Genomic DNA, 18,244 nt, shown 5'->3' on the forward strand with positions numbered 1-18,244 from the left:
TCGATCTTTCGACCGCTCGTAACTGGCGCGATCTCGCCATGTGCCTGTCACTGCTGAAGACAAGATCCGGTTTGTCCTATGCGGACCTCGAACGCCGGACGCGCACCGCTGGTCGTGACGGCAACCGGGAGCTGAAGCGCAGCACGATGAGCGATCTGCTACAGGGCAAGCGAGCCATGCCCCGTCCGATCGTGGAGAGCTTCGTCGGCGCCATGGACCTGCCGGAGACCGATCGTGCGCAGGTGTTGGCCACCTGGGAACGGATCGCCGCGCACGCCGACCGGGGTCCCGGCGTCCCTCGCTTCACGGACGTGTCCCCGCGCGAACTCGGCATACACGCCGCGATCCGGGCACCGGACACGGTCGATGAGCTGCCGCTGTACGTCGGCCGGTACTTCGATCGCGACCTCTCGACTCTCATCCGCCGGGGAGCCGAGTGGGGCTGCTTCGTCCTGCTGGTGGGTGGCTCGTCGACCGGCAAGACCCGGTCGCTGTACGAGGCCGTCAACGGCACGGTGCCAGACTGGTCGGTGGCCCAGCCGGCGACCACCCAGGAGATCCTGCAACTGCTGCACGAGCCGGCCGAGCGGACCGTGGTGTGGCTGGACGAGTTGCACCGTTTCCTCAGCTCCACACCACCGCTGACCAGAGCCGCCGTGAGCTCACTCAAGAACGCCCGCATGATCGTGGTCGGCACGCTCTGGTCCGAGGAGTACACCGCTCGCAAGGAGTTGCGACCCGTCGGGCTGCCCGATCGGCATGCCGACGACCGCACCCTGCTCGAACTCGCCGAGGTGATCAGTGTCGAGTCGACGCTGCGCGACCACGAGCGCCGGACGGCGGAGCGGGTCGCTCAGACGGACGCCCGCATCCGCATCGCTCTGGGTAGCAGGGACGCCGGACTGACCCAGGTGCTGGCCGCCGGTCCGGATCTGCTCCACCGGTGGGAACAGGCCCCGCCGTACGCGAGAGCGGCCATCACGGCCGCGGCCGATGCGCGCCGGCTCGGCGTCCACACGCCCCTCGCACCGGAACTCCTGGTCGACGCCATGGCGGGCTACCTGCTTCCGTCCGAGCGCGTGACCGATACCGCACGGTGGCTGGACGACGCCCTCGCGTACGCCATCACACCCGTGCACGGCGCGGTCGCGGCGCTGTCTCCCCGGCCGGGTCGCCGCCCCGGCACGCTCGCCGGATACGTCGCGGCCGACTACCTTGTCCAGCGTCTGCGGCAGGCCCGTACGCAGTGCCCTCCGGAGAGCCTGTGGGAGGCATTGATCGACCGGCTGGAGGACACCGACGACGTCCGCCGGGTCCGGGAGGCGGCCGCCGCGCGCATGCGACACCCACTTCAGGAGCGCGCGCTGCGCCGGCTCTGCGCACTGGGCGACGACTCGGCCCACGTCCAACTGGCCCATCTGCTCGTCCGGCAGGATCGCCTCGCCGAGGCCGTCTCCGTCCTGCTGCACCAGGCACAGGAGAGGCCGGACGACGACACCGTCACCGACGCGCTCCGCGACGTGCTCGCGCTCCGGGACCGTACGGCGGGCCTGCGGACCTCCGAACCGCAGGATCAGGTTCGACTGGCGGAGCTCCTCGACGACGGTGGCGAAACCGCGGACCTTCGGGTACGCGCCGCCGACGGTGACCTCGTCGCCGTGGACGATCTCACGTACCTGCTCGCCGACCGAGGCTTCCTGCCCGACCTGGAGGACCTCGCGGACGCCGGGCATCGCCTCGCGGCGGATCTCCTTGCCGAGTTGCTCGCCACGCAGGGCCGCCTCGGGGAACTGGCGGTGCGGGCGGACGCCGGCGACGAGTCGGCGGCGAACCGGCTGAGCAAACTGCAGGCGGGTGAGCCGGACCCGACCACCAGCGGCGCGGAGGCGCAGATCGATGCACTCCGGAGCGCGGTGGTCGAGGGCCGCCCGCATGGCGCCGAGCAGCTCACCACGCTGCTGTTCGAGCTTCGGGACGAGGAGGGGCTGCGGGCCGAGGTGAACGCGGGCACCCAGTTCGCCGACGAACGGCTGGTCGCGCTGAAGATGGTGAACTGCGGCAGGGACATGGGAGCCGCCGCAGCTGTCCTGAAGCTGCGCTCGTGCGGGCTGCACGCCGACGGCACACCGGCCGATCCGGGCGCGGCGTCGTGAACCGGGGCCTCGCCGACGTCCCGTCGGACCGCGTCATCGCCCTGCCCGGTGCCGAGATCGACGCGCTGGCCATGCTGATCGTCCGGAACCATGCGGAGCTGGCCGCCGTCGTGTACCGCTCGGCCGTGAGGCACGCGATGCCGGCGGACTTCGTGCACGCCGCGGTGGACCGACTCGAACAGGTCGCCGTCGAGCTGTTGCCGGCGTGGCTCCCAGACGTGGACGGGGGAGTCCGTCCCGACACCGCCGGGCTCGCAGCGGTCCGGGCGGCTGCCGCCGCACGGGCACGCCGCGACCGCTACCCCGGCTCCTTCCTGCCGGACCTGGCCACCTTCGCGCTGACCGCACGGCGAGCCGCCACCACGTGCCTCCCGTTGCGTACCCGGGCGGCCGCGCTGGCTCGCCTCGTCGCCGACGCGTTCGGCCGGCGGAAGGTCGTGTTGCTCGTCGAACCGGCCGACGCCGACGGTGCCGTCGTCGCGGCGGGGGCCGCGTGGCTCGTCTACCACGGCGGCCCGGTCGTCTGGCTGATCGGAGCCGGCGCGGCCGAGTTGGACGGACTCCCGAAGTGCTGGTTGGCGCCGCCGGTCACCTCGTCCGACCTGGCCGACGAGGGCCGGACGGTCGTCGGAAAGCCACACCCGGCGAGCCATGTCGAGCAGACATTGGAGGCGGCGCTTGCCGCCGAGAGCTGGTCGGCCGGGCGGATGTGGAACCAGAGCTACCAGTCCCATCGCCTCGCCGCGCCGGTACGGCTCGACCTGGTGTGGCCCGACGAACGTTGCGTGGTGGAGATCGACGGACCGGAGCACTGCCGCCCGGTTCGCTTCGAGGCCGACCGGCAGCGCGACGTCCAGCTGCAACTGGACGGGTACGCCGTCCTGCGCTTCACCAACGCCCGAGTAACCCACGATGTCGGCGCCGTGGTCCAGCAGATCGGTACCTATCTGCGGGCGCGTCGCCGGGACATAGCGGAAGGACGGCATCATGGCCGCCGATGACCTGACTGCATCCGAGAGCGCGATCCTCGTCGTACTCATGGCCGAGGCGCGGGAGGTGCTGAACACCGAACTCCGCGAGCGGTACGGCCTGGACGTCCGCAAGCCGCAGCGGGACAAGCTCACCCGCCTGCACTACGTGGCCAGCCGGAAGAGCGGACCGACCTACGCCCTTCAGCTCGACGACAAGGGCTGGGTACGGGTGCAGAACGACCTCGACTTCACGCTCCGTGGCGCCTCGGCGCTCGGCGCCGCGTTGACCGCCCTGCAGGCCAGCCTGCGTGATCGTGTCCTGGCGCGCAGCGGTTGTGCCACGCTGACCGAGCTCTTCGCGCTGAGCGACGTACGCGCGCCGGCCTCCCCGCCGGCCCCGGAGCCGTCCGGGCCGCTGAAGGCGCGCATCGTCAGCGCGTACCAGGCCCTCGCCGCCGAGCCCGGGGCGTGGGTGAGCCTGCGCCGGCTCCGCCCGTTCTTCGCCGACGTGCCACGGGACGACCTGGACGATTCGCTGCGTCGGCTCAGCCGCGAGGTCGGCGTGAACCTTGTTCCGGAGTCGAATCAGAAGACGCTCAGCGAGGCGGACATCAAGGCAGCGCTCCGCCTCGGTGGCCAGGAGAACCACCTGCTCGCGATCGGCGTGTGATGAACGAGGCCGAACGCACCGCCCTGGCGGCACTGCGGTTCAACTGGGCGCCGGTCCCCGACGACGTGTGGCGGCCACTGCCCTTCCACGTCGACGGCCTGCACGTCCCGGTCGTCCGGGATGTGCTCGCCGGAGTGGACGAGGCCCGGTCGAGCACGGCCGGCAGCCCGCTCGGCCTGGTTGTCCAGGGCCAGCGCGGGTCCGGCAAGACCCACCTGCTCGGCTGGATCCGCCAGCAGGTGCAGGAAAAGGGCGGCTACTTCTTCCTGGTCAGTCTGCTCGACGCCGGGAGCTTCTGGGACAACGTGCTGGCCGCGATGCTGGACGGCCTGTCCCGGCCGGTGCCCGGTAGTCGGCAGACTCAGCTCAAACTGTTGCTGCGGCGCCTGTCGGCGATGGTGGGCGCGCCCCGGACGGCACGCCGGGCCGTCATGGGCGACACCGAACTCACCCGGGCTGCGCTCGACGCCTTCCTGGAAGGGCTCGGTGGCTTCGATCGCCACGCGGCCCGGACCTGCCAGGAAACCGCTCGGGCACTCGCTCTGAGCGCCTCCGAGGACATCTCCCATCGCGACCTCGCGGAGAACTACTTCCTCTCCGGAGTCGAAGTAACTCCCGGCGAGCGCGCGGTGTGGGGCATGCGCCGCGCCCCTCGTCCGGCTCAGCAGATCGTGCAGGACCTGTCCTGGCTGCTGGCCCTCACCGGTCCGTCGGTCGTGGCGATCGACCAGATCGACACGCTGATCGCCCAGCTGGCGATCCAGGGCGATCCCTCTCTGGTGGGCGCCGCCGCGATGAGCCCCGAACAGGCGCTGATGCTGGCCCGGATGGCGGACGGCCTCATGTCGCTGCGACAGACGACGCGACGGACCCTGACCGTCCTCGCCTGCATCCCGAACTCGTGGACCATCATCAAGTCCACCGCCGCCGACACGGTGGCCGACCGGTTCCGGGAGACACCGACGCTGCGCCGGATCGACGACGCCGACCTCGCCCGGGCGATCATCGAGAAGCGGTTCGCCCTCCGCTACCACGAGGTCGGGTTCGCACCGCCGTACCCCTCGTGGCCGGTGTCCCCGCACGCCTTCGGCGAGGCACGGGCGTTCACCCCACGTCAGCTGCTCATCGAGATCGACCGGCATGTCCGCGCCTGCATCGCCGCCGACGAGGTCCAGGAGCTGGACAGCCTCGGCGAGCCGCCCACCGCGGAGCCGCGTGCGCCCCGGCCCGCCCCGGTCACCACCACGAGTGCGGAGATGGACCGCTACGACACCCGCTTCGCCGAGCTGAGGGCCGTCGCCGACATCACCGCGCCGCTCCAGCGGGCATCGGAGGACGAGGTGATGCCACCACTGCTCGCCGCCGGGCTCACCGCCTGGATCCTGGAACGGGGCGACGCCGGGGAGGCGTTCAGCGTCGACCCGCCGCCGAGCACCGATCCGCCGCTGCACGCCCGGCTACGCCTGACGCTCGACGAACGCACCGAGGATCAGGTGCACTGGTGTTTCCGGGCGATCAGCGACGACCATCACGGCAACGCGGCGCTGGCCCGTCTCCGGAAGGCCTGCGTAGCGTCCGCCCTCGATACCGGCCTGGCCAAACGCAAGCTGTTCCTGCTCCGGAAGGGCAGATGGTCGACCAGCGCGGGCACCCAGAAGGCCATCGGTGCGTTCACCGAAGCCGGCGGGCAGACGATCCGCGTGGACGACGAGGACCTACGCATCCTCTCGGCACTCCAGGTCATGCTCGCCGAGGCCACGATGGACCTGCAGGGATGGCTGGCCGAACGCCGCCCGACCCGGGACCTCAAGTTCCTCCAGCACGCTCTGGCGGACGTCGACGGCTGGACGGCGGGCGGCGGATCCGATCCGGCACCCGTGGAGATCGCACAGCCGGTCGAGCCGGCTCCACCGACGACGACCGCGACGGCGGCCGAGCCGTCGTTCGTCGTCGGGTACGGGTACGACGACGAGATGCCCGTCCCGCTGGCTCTCGAGGCACTCCGGAAGCACACCACGATCTTCGCCGGCTCGGGCTCGGGCAAGACCGTACTCATCCGCCGCATCGTCGAGGAGTGCGCCCGCGAGGGTGTGTCGGCCATCGTGCTTGATCCCAACAACGACCTCGCCCGCCTCGGCGAGGGATGGCCCGAGCCACCCGCCCAGTGGCGACCGGGCGATGCGGCCAAAGCACAGGACTATCTGGCGCACACCGATGTCGTCGTCTGGACACCGCGGCGCACGTCGGGCCGCCCGCTGAGCTTCCAGCCACTGCCCGACTTCGTCAGTGTGCGCGACGATCCGGACGAGTTCGGCGAGGCCGTCGAGGCGGCCGTCGCGTCCCTCGCACCACGTGCCATGGTCACCGGCCGGGCCAGCAAGGCGCACCTGGGGCTGGCGGTGCTACGCAAGGCCGTCGAGCACTACGGCCGGCGCGGGGGCACCCGGTTGAAGGGTCTCATCGACACGCTGGCCGATCTTCCGGACGGCATCATCGATCTCGACGATGCCGACAAGATCGGTCTCAGCCTGGCGCAGACCCTGACCGCTGCCATGGTGAACGACCCGCTCTTCGGTGGCGAGGGCACGCCGATGGATCCCGGTGTCCTGCTCACACCCGAGCACGGTAAGCGGGCCCGGGTGTCGGTCGTCAGCCTCGTCGGCCTGCCCTCCGACGACGTCCGCCAGAGCTTCGTCAACCAGCTCCAGATGGCGCTCTTCGCCTGGATCAAGAAGAACCCGGCAGGCGATCGGCCGCTGCTGGGGTTGCTCATCCTGGACGAGGCGCAGACGTTCGCCCCCTCGGGGGCGATGACGGCCTGCACCCAGAGCACTCTGGTGCTGGCCGCCCAGGCACGAAAGTACGGACTGGGGTTGATCTTCGCTACCCAGGCGCCGAAGGGGCTGCACAATCGCATCCCGGGCAATGCGGCAACGCAGCTGTACGGCCTGATGAACAGCCCGATCCAGATCGAGGCGGCACGCGAGATGGCCAGGGCCAAGGGCGGGGACGTACCGGACATCTCCCGGCTGACTGTCGGCGAGTTCTATCTCGCCGCCGAGGGCACCGCGCCGCGGAAGATCAGGACGCCGCTCTCGCTGAGCCACCACCCGCGCAGCCCGCTGAGCGTCGAGGAGGTGCTGGACCGGGCTCGCGGTACGGCTCGCTAGTCAGGCGGCGCGCCCGTGGCGACGACCGCGACTATGGTGAACCGATGGCGTCGGTCAAGCAGTTCCAGGTCACCTTCGACTGTGCAGAACCTGAGCGGGTCGCTCGGTTCTGGTGCGAGGTGTTGGGGTACGTCGTGCCGCCGCCACCGGAGGGGTTCGCCAGTTGGGAGGACTTCGATCGCGCGTTGCCGCCTGAGCGGCAGGGCTCGGCGTTCGCCTGCGTCGATCCCTCAGGCGTGGGCCCGCGACTGTTCTTCCAGCGCGTTCCCGAGGGCAAGGTCGTCAAGAATCGGCTGCACCTTGACGTGCGGGTCGGCACCGGGCTGGTGGGTGAGGAGCGCGTGGCCGCGCTCGAGGCCGAGTGCGCACGACTGGTCGCCCTCGGCGCGGTACGCGTGCGACTACTGGCCGCCGACGGCATCGACGAGTCGTGCCTCGTGATGCAGGACATCGAGGGCAACGAGTTCTGCCTCGACTGAGTGGCGAGGTCGGTCGGCACCGACGTCACGTGCTGTAAAGCTTCGGTGATCCTCGATTTCCACCTACGGCAACCGCCGGTCGGATCGACGGCAATCTCCGTACCGCAGGGTCGCTGCCGTGACGTACACATGGAAGGCCGTGACGACGGTGGGCGCCGTCGTCGCCGCGCTGCTCGCCCCACCGCAGGCAAACGCCGTCGCAACCCGGCCCGCGGTCGTGACCACCGACAACGAAACCCCGGTCCTGTATGACGATGAGGCTGGCGGGAACGCCTCCGGTGACGACCCGGCAATCTGGGTCCACCCGGCGGACTCCCGTAAGTCGATCGTGATCGTGACCGCCAAGGAGGGCGGTCTCCGCGTCTACGACATGCGCTCGCACGAACTCCAGTCGCTGCCCGCCACCGAGGCACCGCGGGTCGACACCGTGGCGGGCCGCTACAACAACGTCGACATCGCGTACGGTCTCCGCCTGGCGGGCCGCCGGGTCGATGTCGCCGTCGTCTCGGACCGTTACAACGACCAGCTCCGGTTCTTCGCCGTCGACCCGGCCGGCGCGGCGGCGCGTACCCCACTGACCGAGGTCACCGCAGCCGACCAGAGCTTCCTGTTCAACCCCGACCGTCAGGCCGTCGACGAGGAACACACGGCCTACGGCCTGGCCGTCTGGCAGCCGCGGCCCGGCGAGACGTACGGCGTCGTCACCCAGGAGGGCACGACGACGATCGCCACCGTCCGCATCGTGGAGATCGGCGGCAAGCTCGGCTACACGGACATCCGGCGCCTCGCCATGCCGAGCAGCTTCCGGTTGCCCGACGGGACGACCTGGGTACCCTGCGAGGAGCCGGGCGTGCTGCCGCAGCTCGAGGGTGTCGCGGTGGACCAGGCGTCGGGCGTGCTCTACGCCGCGCAGGAGGACGTCGGCCTGTGGCGGCTGCAGCTACCGCTCGGGCCGCGCAGCCAGCCGAGGCTCATCGACCGGGTCAGGGACTTCGGCGTCCACGATGTCTACGACAGCGAGACCGAGGAGTGCCAGCCGGTCGACCCGAATGCCAGGGGCTACGGCGGGAAGCTGCTCACGGCCGATGTCGAAGGGGTCGACATCTACTACGGGCGCGGCTCGACCGGGTATGTGCTCGTGTCGAGCCAGGGCGACGACAGGTTCGCGGTCTACCAGCGCCAGGGCGCGAACCAGGCGCTGGGGAGCTTCCGGGTCAAGGGCGTCGGCGGCGCCGACGACATCAACGGCTCCGACGGGCTCGCCGTCACGAACCGTCCCGTCGGCGCCTACCGGCAGGGCCTGCTCGTCACGCACGACGAGCCCGAGACCGGGCCCGACGTGGACGACGAGCGCGACGCCACGAACTTCTCCTACGTCTCCTGGGGCGACATCGCCCGTGCGATGTCCCTGACCGTGGACACCCGTGCCGGAAACGACCCACGTTTCCGCTGACCCACCCGACTATCCGTCTACCACCGCGAGCAGTTGCTGTAGTGCTGCCCGAGAGAGGGGTCGGCTGAGTAGGTCGATGGTCTCGCGCTCGGCGAATGCGGCGTGGTCGCTATCGGTGGGGTCCGAACGAGGCGAACGCGACGCCGCACCACAGCAGTAGGAAGGCGGGTTTCTCTCGATCAGACGTCGTGGGGATGTCACCGGTCAGCCTGGCGGAGAATCGCCTCGGTTTCGGGGTCGGGCATGATCTCACGGACCTCTTGCGCACAGCGGCAAGCGACGGCGATCTTGGCAGCCCACGCCAGCGCCTCCTCGCGCGAGGCCACGTCGACGACCGAGAACCCGCCAATGACCTCCTTGGTCTCCGGGTAGGGGCCGTCGGTGACCGTCCCGTCCGTGGCCACGACGCTCGCCCTCTGGCGTTCCAGGCCGGTGCCGTACACCCACACGCCGGCGTTCACGGCCTCCCGGACCACCGCGTGCGCGGCCTTGCCCACGTCGGGCATCTCCTCGCGGGGGATGTGGTCCATCGCGCCGTCATTGAACGAGATCAAGTACCGCGTCATCCGTTGACTCCCTTGTCCCGGCGACCTCTCTCCGGTCGCCTCTTACCTGTCCTACGAACGACTCGCTCCGGATCCGACGCTATGCCAGAGAAATTTCTCACGGTGCCCCCACCGCTCGGCCCCCTGCGGGCAGTCATCTCCGACACCAGATCAAGGAGTAGCGCGCCAGTCACCCAGGTTGTCGCTCACGCTGGCGGCTCCGACGCTCGATCAGCCAGAGCGCCAGACCCGGTGGAACCGTGAACGTCGCCAGCAGCAGGACGCCTGCCGCCAGGCCGTCGTGCCACAACAGGTCAGCAAAGAACAGAATCAGACTCGTCGGTATCGCCAGCGTGATGACGGCCAGAAGTTCCACGACCTGCTCCCAACGCTTGCGATCGCGGCGGCTGCGCCTCAATCCTCCTCCTTCCGGCCGTCACCCGAGCTGGTCAGCCTAGTGACTGGGCCGCCGGAGACACCGACCTGTTGGCGCGGCGGCCTCGGGCAAGACAGCGGCTGCTACCGCAGTGATCTTTTCGTCAGCTGAAAATTTGCTGAAGATCGCTTTGCGTGAGGGTGTCGGCGAGGTGGCGTCGGCGGGGTGGGCTTGTTGTGTGCTTTGTGGCGGTAGCGGGCGGTGGTTGTTCTGGGCTTGAGCACCCGGATGCGTACGGAGGGTGATCGTCCCTGATGGGTGGTGCGCCTCTGGGTGCCGATCTTGCTCTTGTGTCAGCGATCCCGGGTGTCTAGCGTGTCGATCACTTTTCTTGATCGACGGGGAGTGTTGTGATGCTTGCTGGCCGCCGTGGGGGCACTGCGTTCGACCGTTTTGGTGCGCGGGGGCGGGTCAGGGCTGGGGCGCTGGCGGTGGCGGTGTTGCTGGGGTTGTTGCCGGTGGTGCAGCTGCAGGCTCCGGTGGCTGCGGCGGGGCCGGTGTTGGAGCCGGGTGAGTCCCGGTCGGTGGCGAGTGTTGCGGTGCGGCAGCAGGCGCAGGATGCGGATCCGGATGACGAGGTGACGGTGACGGAGCCGCTTCCCGCGGGGACGTTTCCCGAGGGTGGTGAGGCGGTCCTCGATCTTCAGGGTGATGCTGGGGATCGGGAGGCGTTCGGGCTGACGGTCGAATCCGCCGGGGAGGGTGTGGCGGGGCGTGGTGTGGGGGCTGCCGGGGTCGGGTCGGTGCGGGTGCGGTCGTTTGACCGGGCGGTGTCGGTGGCGTTGGGTAACGCGGGTCCGTTGTATTCCCTGGCACGCGCGGATGGTTCGGCGGGTGCGGGTGAGGTGCAGATCGTCGTCGACTATGCGGGCTTCGCGCAGGCGTATGGGGGTTCGTTCGCTGACCGGTTGACGTTGGTGCGGTTGCCGGGGTGCGCGGCGACGACGCCGGAGGTGCCGGAGTGTTCGGCGGATCCGGTGTGGGTGTCGGCGGTCAATGATCCGCATGCGCAGACGTTGACGGCGGTGGTGGAGGTCGGCGGCGACGCCACCGCGGCTGGGAGCCGGACGGGTGCGTTCGAGGGCTTCGCGTCGGCGTCGTCGGTGGAGTCGGTGGGGGTGTATGCGCTGGCGTCGTCGGCGTCGGGCGGGTCGACGGGTTCCTACACGGCGACGGATCTGAAGCCGTCGGGATCGTGGCAGGTGGGGGAGAGCGCGGGGTCGTTCTCCTACTCGTATCCGTTGCCGGAGCCGCCGTTGCCGTATGGGCAGACGTTGGGGCTGCAGTTGTCGTACAGCTCGTCTGCGGTGGATGGGATGACGCACGGTACGAACAATCAGTCGGGTCCGGTGGGGTTGGGTTGGTCGTACTCGCCGGGCTACGTGGAGCGGATGTACAAGCCGTGCCGGACGTATCCGACGGAGATGTGTTGGGAGTCCCCGGACGGTGAGGACGGGGAGTCGGCCACCAACGATGTGGCGGCGTCGCATATCACGATCTCGCTGCAGGGGCAGTCGACGCAGATTGTGAAGACCACGGCGGGGGTGTGGAAGCCGGTCGACGATCTCGGGTGGCGGGTGGAGTTCCTGTCGGGTGGGGCCGAGGACGACGGTTACTGGAAGGTGTGGACGCAGGACGGTACGGAGTACCGGTTCGGGTATGTGCGGGACTCGGTGTGGAAGATGTCGTTCCTCGGCGACGAGGCGGGGGAGCCGTGCCACAACGTGTATCCGGCGTCGTGTCGGGATCCGTGGCGGTGGAACCTGGACCGGGTTCGTGACGCCAACGAGAACGAAACGTATCTGCACTGGACGCGGGAGACAAACCACTACAAGCGCGCCTCGGGTGGGTCGATCCTGGAGTACGACCGGGGCGGGTACCTGTCGGAGATCGAGTACGCGAAGAACGTGACGGAGGCGGGTGCGGTTCCGGTCGGCCGGACGGTGTTCGGGTGGGCGCACCGGTGTGTGGAGCGCACCGCCGAGGATGATCCGTTCAACAACGAGCCGGCCGATTGTCCGTCGTTGTCGTCGAACCCGAACTCCTACCCGGACGTGCCCGGTGACCTGGTCTGTGGGTCGTCGTCGTGTGGGAATTACACCCAGTCGTTTTTCACCGCCAGGATCCTGGACCGGGTCACGTCGTACCAGTGGAACGCCGGCACCGGGGCGTGGAACAACATCGGTCGGGTGCAGTTGCGGTACAAGGTGTCGAACCCGACCGGTCTGACCGAGCGGGTGTTCGTCCTGGACTACATACGGCCGAGCGGCCTGATCGGCGCGGACGCGAACAAGATTGACATGCCGCCGGTGGACTTCGACTACGTCGACGGTGTGCAGCCGAACTTCCGTGACGGCCGCGTCGACTACGACGAAGCCGGGTTGGGTGTGTCCGCGATGCGGATGCCGCGGCTGCTGGTGGTCCGCAACGGCTTCGGTGGTCGCACGGAGGTCACCTACGGCACGCAGAAGCCGTGCCCGCAGGGCGGGTCGAACCAGTCCGGGTTCAACAGCTGGCACAACGGCAAGCAGGGCAACTGGGACGTCAACACCGAGGACTGCTACCCGATCTTCCACACCCCGCCCGGCGCCGACCCCGGCTTCGGCATCTTCCACAAGTACCTGGTCAAGAAGATCGTGGAGAAGGACCAGGTGGGCGGTTCACCGGACCAGGTGACCCAGTACGACTACACGGTCGGGAACCCGGCGTGGAAGAACCCCAACAACCCCCTAGTCCCGGACGCCAACGAGACGTGGAGCATCTTCGCCGGCTACAACCGCGTCCGCGTGCTGCAAGGCTCCGGTACGGACCCCAGCAAGTACACGGTGTGGATGTCGAACTTCTTCCGCGGCATGTACCACGACATCTACGACCCCGGCAGCGGCGGCGGCATCAAAGAAACCACCATCACCGACTACGACGGCAACACCTACGACGACCACTACGCCCGCGCCGGCATGGTCCTGCAAACCCGGCACTACCGGATGACCACCTACAACGCCAACCCCGCCAACGCCGCCTACACCGAAGTCGAAAGCACCCGCTACGACCACGTCATCCAAGGCAGCTTCAACGGCCCCGGCTACGCCAACCCCCGCCAAACTCGCCTCGGCCTGGAAAACCACCGCGTCAAACTCGACGACGGCAGCTGGCGGCACAGCGAAGAAAAGACCATCTACGAGCCCACGTACGGGCTGCCCATCCGGTTCCACCAGTACCACCAGGTCGGAGTCGCGGACAACACCTGCACCTCTTACACCTACGCCCAGCAGGACGCCCCGAACTCTTTCTACATGATCAGCTTCCCGGAGCGGGTGGAGACCTGGACCGGCGACACCTGCGGCTCAGGCACACTGCTCTCGCGTGCGGTGACCTTCTACGACACGTACACCGTTGAAGGCTCCCAGGCACCGTTCGACGGCAACGTCGCTGAGGTGCGCACGTACACCAACCCGACCAGCTACGTCTCCAGCGGCCGGAGAACCTACGACAACATGGGTCGGCTCCACACTGCGACCGACCCTGCCGGGCTGACAACGACGATCGGTTACAGCCCGGTGGTGAACTGGCCGGACAACGGAATCACCAGCACCGTCGGTGGCGGCTTCAACCACACCACCACGACGGTGATCGACCGGCACACCGGCCAACCGTCGAGGATCACTGACCCGAACGGCAAGATCACCGACCTTGTCTACGACCCGCTCGGGCGCATGGCAGAGGTGTACCTGCCGGGCCAGGCCAAGTCCTCCGGGGTGCCGTCGCTGCGGTTTGGCTACCAGGTCACTTCCAGTGGCATCGGACAGCCGACTGCCCCGGCGCGCACCAGAACCGACTCGCTGCAGTCGGACAGCGGTAGCCCGGTCTACCTGACCTCGTACCAGTACGTGGATGGTCTTGGTCGGATCAGGGAAGCCCAGCAACCCGGCCCCAATGGAGGACGGATCGTCACCGCCGCCACCTACGACGCCCGCGGCAACACCGCCGCCACCACGAGCCCATTTCACAACGCCTCGGCGGCCGGTGCTGGACTGGTCAACCCCAACCTCGCCACCGTCCCGGCCATCCACGAAACCACCTACGACCACCTGAACCGTCCGACGAGCCAGGTGGACAAGAAACTCGGCACAGCGTGGCGGCAGACGGCTACCACCTACCACGGCGACCGCGTCACGATTGTGCCGCCGGCCGGGGGCACCAAGACCGTCAGCCACGTCGACGTGCGTGGCAACACGACGCGCCTAGACCAATACACCTCGACCACCAACCCGAACACCTACCAGAGCACTACCTACACCTACGACCTGCTCGACCAACTCACCGCTCTTCTCGACCCGGCCGGCAACACCTGGACCAACGCCTACGACCTCGCTGGCCGCCTCACCCAGAAGACCGACCCCGACTCCGGTACCACCGTTACCCACTACGACACCGCCGGCAGGGTCGCCCACACCCTCGACAGCCGCGGGATCAAGATCTCTGTCGAATACGACAACATGTCCCGCGCGATCGGCCGCTGGTCCGGCGATGTCGGCACCGGCACCCGCCTGGCCAGCTCCCTGTACGACACCATCGCCAAGGGACAGCTAACCTCCTCCACCCGCCATGATGTCGGCGGCAACTACACCACTACCGTCACCGGCTACACCGACAACTACCAGCCCAGCGGCACCGCCATCACCATCCCGGCAGCCGAAGGCGCCCTCGCCGGCACGTATACCACCACATTCACGTACAACAAGGCGGGACAAGTCACCTCCAGCAGCCAGCCGGCCGCCGGAGGTCTACCCGCCGAAACCCTGACTTTCGGCTACGACAACAACGGCTACCCCACCACCATGACCGGCGTCGACACCTACGTCGCCGCCACCAGCTACTACGCATACGGACCCATCCACCAACTCCTGCTCGGCGTCGCTGGTAAGCGGGTACGACTGACCAACACCGTCGACCAGCAGACCGGCCGACTCGACGCCACCAGCATCGACCTCGAAAACACGCCGGGCGCCTTCACCGCCAAGTACGGCACCGGCTACCGCTACGACGCCATCGGCAACGTCACCTCCATCCTCGGCAGCACCGACGGCACCGCCGACCAGGTCGAATGCTTCCGCTACGACCCCCTACGGCAGCTCACCACCGCCTGGACGGGCAGCACCCCGACGGCAACCGCCTGCGACCAAGCGCCACAACGAGGCGGCAGCGTCGACCCCTACTGGCGATCCTGGGAATTCGACACCGTCGGAAACCGCACCAAGCAGACCGACCACAACTCCGCCGGTAACACCGAATGGACTTACACCCACCCGGCAGCCGGTGCCAGCAGACCTCATACCCCCACCGCTGTAACCGCCACCGGGCCGCTTGCCGCCACCCCAGCCCGCTCGTTCACCTACGACTCCGCCGGCAACACCCTCACCCGGCACACGGAGACCGGAGCCCTGCAACACCTGGAATGGGACGCCGAGGGCCGTCTCGACACGCTCACCGAAGGCACCGACGAAACCACATACATCTACGACACCGCAGGCAACCGGCTGATCAGCCGAGCCCCCGACAAAACCACCCTCTACCTTGGAACCACCGAACTCACCCTCAACGCCGGCGCCACCCAAACCGACGGCACCCGCTACTACACCGCCGCAGGCCGCACCATCGCCGTCCGCGCCCACACTGGCCTCGTGTGGAGCGGCGGAGACCGCCACGGCACCGAGCAAGTCCAGATCAACGCCGACAACCTCAGCACGAGCCGCAAGCGGCTCCTGCCCTACGGCGAAGACCGCACCACCCCGCCTTCCATCTTCCTCGGCACCCGCGGCTTCGTCGGCGGCACCCAAGACAACACCGGCCTCACCCACCTCGGCGCCCGCGAGTACGACCCCACCCTCGCACGATTCATCAGCCTCGACCCCGTCCAGGACCTAGCCAATCCGCAACAGTGGAACGGCTACAGCTACGCCAACAACAACCCCACCACCTTCAGCGACCCCTCCGGCCTTTACCCTCTAGGCGACGGTAGCGGACACGTTCGGGCCTACCAGACCTCAAAGAGCAAATACAAGATCGTCGACTACACCCCCAAATACACCAGCGAGGTCAAGAAGCAGCCAACGACGTCGACCGGAGGCTCGAAAAAGAGCAGCGGCGGCGGTGCCCCCAAGATCGGAGACGCCACGCTCGGTGTAGAACCAGGCGTCAAAGAAGTATGGACACTGGACCACATCGCCCAGACGGCATACGGAAAGAACTTCGACCAAATCGGAGACTCATGGGACCAGAGGCGCGTTGTCGCCGAGGTGTGGTGTCATAACAACCCGGTCCGCTGCGAAGAATCCGACCCCGGCGGACGCAGAGCATCTGGCGAACTCTTCGCGGAGCTCAGCGGATACGCCGACGCCAAGGACTGTGCGACGCAGGGAAGCTTCTCGGCCTGCGCCTGGACCGCCCTCGCCGTAATCCCCGTCGCTGGCAAGGTCGGTGGCGTCCTCGGAAAACGCTTCTACCGATGGGCTGCCGAATTTTTCCGAAAGGCCTGCAGCTTCAGCGATGACACCCAGGTCCTCATGGCCGACGGCAGCACCAAACCAATCAGAGAACTACGCGTCGGCGACGAAGTCCTCGCCACCAACCCGGAAACAGGCGAAAGTGGCAAACGTAAAGTAACCCACGTATGGGTCCACGAAGACGACCTCCACACCCTCGCCATCGAGGACAGCAACCTCAGCACCACCGAAGACCACCCCTTCTGGAACGAAACACACCGTGAATGGCAACCCGCCAACGCCCTCCACCGCGGAGATCAGCTAGCCAGCCCGTCCGGCACCGCACTAGTCACTGCGGAAGTATCGCCTTCCCCCTGGCGCGCCCTCGCCTACAACCTCACCGTCGACGACATCCACACGTACTATGTGCTCGCCGGCAAAACGCCGGTCCTGGTGCACAACACGAGTGGTTGCGACGTTCCACTCGGTCCTCATCGTCCTGCTGGAGTCGGCGATGACTGGACGGCGAGAACGGCTGATAATGGGAAGGGTAGTGTGTGGCAGGCTCCTGGATCAACGGGGAACGCGGACATGGTTCGCACTATGAACCCGACGACCACGTATCCGAATGGGTATGTACGCTTTTATAACAGGCATGGTCAGCCGATCGGACTCAATGGAAAGCCGGGCTCGAAGGCCGAAACGCACATTCCAATGAACCCGGATGGAACATATCCGCTGCCGAATGGATGGTAGAAGTGGATCTCAACTTGGGAGGCCAGTCGGTAACCCGGGTCTGCTTCGATGCCAGTTTCACGATCCTTACCAGTGGGGACTGCGAACTGCGCATCGAGACAGAGTCGATCATCAAAACGCCTGCTGGCGACATGGTGACGTTCGACCCAGAATCTCCAGGGAATGCCGCCATCTACCTGACGCAATTAGTGCGTGAAAGCGTTACTTCCGCTGAAGTGGGGAGCGTAGGAAATCTACGAGTTGCATTTGGGAGCGGTGCGGAACTGGCTGTTGCTCCGCATATCGAGTACGAGGCCTGGGGCCTTGTGGGGCCGAAGGAAAGGCGAGTGACGTGCATGCCTGGGGGTGAGGTTGCGCTGTGGAGCGAACGGAATTCGTCGTAGACGGCTCTCCGAGGCGCTTCCCATTGCGCATTTGCCGACCTCGACGAAAGGCCCCGGCCTAACGGAAGCTGTTTGCGGAAGATTGAGCGATGGTTTGGCCGCCGCCCCTTGGCCCCCTCGGGCACCGTCAGGGGCGGTTACGCTCCGTGATGGGAGAGTGCTGATGGTTGCCCCGGTCCGCCCGGGTTGCCGTCACGGTTGCCGTCGGCCAATCAGTGCCATCGTTGGTAATCGATGTAGTCGAAAGCTGGGCGATGCACTGTGGCGCGCCGCATAGCGGTGCGGCGTCGATTCCCGGAACCACTCGCTCAGGGTGGTCGGTGAAGGGATCGTCACGGCCTCGGCCGGTGAATTGTCCGGGCACAGGATGGGCGGCCTGATGCGTGGGCGCGTGCGCGCGGGCCGGAACGGCTGTAGCTGACATCCGACCAGCGGCGCCCCGATCAGAGCCGGATCACTGGCTGGGGCGCTTTGCTACTCGCTGCGCAGTGCCGCCGAACGTGGCCAGGCGAGGAACCGCGCGTGCAGCGCCCCCGACGGGGTGTGCGGCAGGTCCTCACACGCCTGCACCAGGTACGCCGACAGGTGCAGCATCAGCGACACCCGTGCGCCGGTGAACTCCGCCACGAGCTGCCGCTTACGAGTCCGACACGGCCACGCCGCCCCACACCCCGCACAGATCCACTGCGGCCGTACCGGCTGATGCGCCGACAACAACCCCACCACCCTCCCGGTCCGTTGGAAGG

Annotated in this window: 11 protein-coding genes; 8 read left to right on the top strand and 3 right to left on the bottom strand. The window is 67.8% G+C overall.

Going from position 1 to position 18,244, the window contains the following annotated elements:
• Window positions 1-146: 146 nt before the first annotated feature.
• The 6 genes from O7615_RS13890 (at window position 147) to O7615_RS13915 (ending at window position 8,896) form a co-directional block, all read left to right on the top strand.
• Window positions 147-2,153 (top strand): hypothetical protein, encoded by a 2,007-nt coding sequence (locus tag O7615_RS13890; protein ID WP_278177927.1) that lies wholly within the window; start codon window positions 147-149, stop codon window positions 2,151-2,153.
• On the top strand, window positions 2,150-3,154 hold the full coding sequence (locus O7615_RS13895) for a DUF559 domain-containing protein (RefSeq protein ID WP_278177929.1): 1,005 nt from the start codon (window positions 2,150-2,152) through the stop codon (window positions 3,152-3,154). Before O7615_RS13890 ends, O7615_RS13895 begins: the two co-directional genes overlap by 4 nt.
• Entirely contained in the window at window positions 3,141-3,794 is a 654-nt protein-coding gene (locus tag O7615_RS13900; RefSeq protein WP_278177931.1) for a hypothetical protein, read from the top strand. Before O7615_RS13895 ends, O7615_RS13900 begins: the two co-directional genes overlap by 14 nt.
• A complete protein-coding gene (locus tag O7615_RS13905; RefSeq protein ID WP_278177932.1) occupies window positions 3,794-6,964 on the top strand; it encodes a DUF87 domain-containing protein in 3,171 nt (1,056 codons plus the stop codon). The genes O7615_RS13900 and O7615_RS13905 overlap by 1 nt, the downstream gene beginning before the upstream one ends.
• A gap of 44 nt (window positions 6,965-7,008) precedes the next feature.
• The gene (locus tag O7615_RS13910) at window positions 7,009-7,443 is read left to right on the top strand and encodes a VOC family protein (RefSeq protein WP_278177934.1); all 435 of its coding nucleotides are present in this window, start codon (window positions 7,009-7,011) and stop codon (window positions 7,441-7,443) included.
• A gap of 118 nt (window positions 7,444-7,561) precedes the next feature.
• On the top strand, window positions 7,562-8,896 hold the full coding sequence (locus O7615_RS13915; protein ID WP_278177936.1) for a phytase: 1,335 nt from the start codon (window positions 7,562-7,564) through the stop codon (window positions 8,894-8,896).
• A gap of 197 nt (window positions 8,897-9,093) precedes the next feature.
• Here O7615_RS13915 and O7615_RS13920 read toward each other — a convergent pair whose 3' ends face one another.
• Entirely contained in the window at window positions 9,094-9,462 is a 369-nt protein-coding gene (locus O7615_RS13920; protein ID WP_278177937.1) for a YciI family protein, read from the bottom strand.
• A 169-nt stretch (window positions 9,463-9,631) separates the two neighbouring features.
• Complete coding sequence (locus O7615_RS13925; RefSeq protein ID WP_278177940.1) at window positions 9,632-9,817, bottom strand: hypothetical protein; 186 nt, start codon at window positions 9,815-9,817, stop codon at window positions 9,632-9,634.
• Between the two features lie 413 nt (window positions 9,818-10,230).
• Between O7615_RS13925 and O7615_RS13930 the strand changes: the two genes are divergently transcribed.
• Together O7615_RS13930 and O7615_RS13935 are read left to right on the top strand one after the other, a co-directional pair.
• Entirely contained in the window at window positions 10,231-17,115 is a 6,885-nt protein-coding gene (locus O7615_RS13930; protein ID WP_278177941.1) for a polymorphic toxin-type HINT domain-containing protein, read from the top strand.
• 2 nt (window positions 17,116-17,117) lie between these two features.
• The gene (locus tag O7615_RS13935) at window positions 17,118-17,498 is read left to right on the top strand and encodes a DUF6188 family protein (protein ID WP_278177942.1); all 381 of its coding nucleotides are present in this window, start codon (window positions 17,118-17,120) and stop codon (window positions 17,496-17,498) included.
• Between the two features lie 474 nt (window positions 17,499-17,972).
• Here the strand turns inward: O7615_RS13935 and O7615_RS13940 are convergent, their stop codons facing one another.
• Entirely contained in the window at window positions 17,973-18,221 is a 249-nt protein-coding gene (locus tag O7615_RS13940) for a flavin reductase (RefSeq protein ID WP_278182098.1), read from the bottom strand.
• Window positions 18,222-18,244: the final 23 nt, after the last annotated feature.

The organism is Micromonospora sp. WMMD1082 (assembly GCF_029626175.1).
Classification (GTDB): Bacteria; Actinomycetota; Actinomycetes; order Mycobacteriales; family Micromonosporaceae; genus Micromonospora.

Coding starts and splice junctions, on each gene's coding strand:
- O7615_RS13890 (WP_278177927.1), top strand. CDS start 147: ATGAGCGATCTGCTACAGGGCAAGCGAGCCATGCCCCGTCCGATCGTG.
- O7615_RS13900 (WP_278177931.1), top strand. CDS start 3,141: ATGGCCGCCGATGACCTGACTGCATCCGAGAGCGCGATCCTCGTCGTA.
- O7615_RS13905 (WP_278177932.1), top strand. CDS start 3,794: ATGAACGAGGCCGAACGCACCGCCCTGGCGGCACTGCGGTTCAACTGG.
- O7615_RS13910 (WP_278177934.1), top strand. CDS start 7,009: ATGGCGTCGGTCAAGCAGTTCCAGGTCACCTTCGACTGTGCAGAACCT.
- O7615_RS13920 (WP_278177937.1), bottom strand. CDS start 9,462: ATGACGCGGTACTTGATCTCGTTCAATGACGGCGCGATGGACCACATC.
- O7615_RS13930 (WP_278177941.1), top strand. CDS start 10,231: ATGCTTGCTGGCCGCCGTGGGGGCACTGCGTTCGACCGTTTTGGTGCG.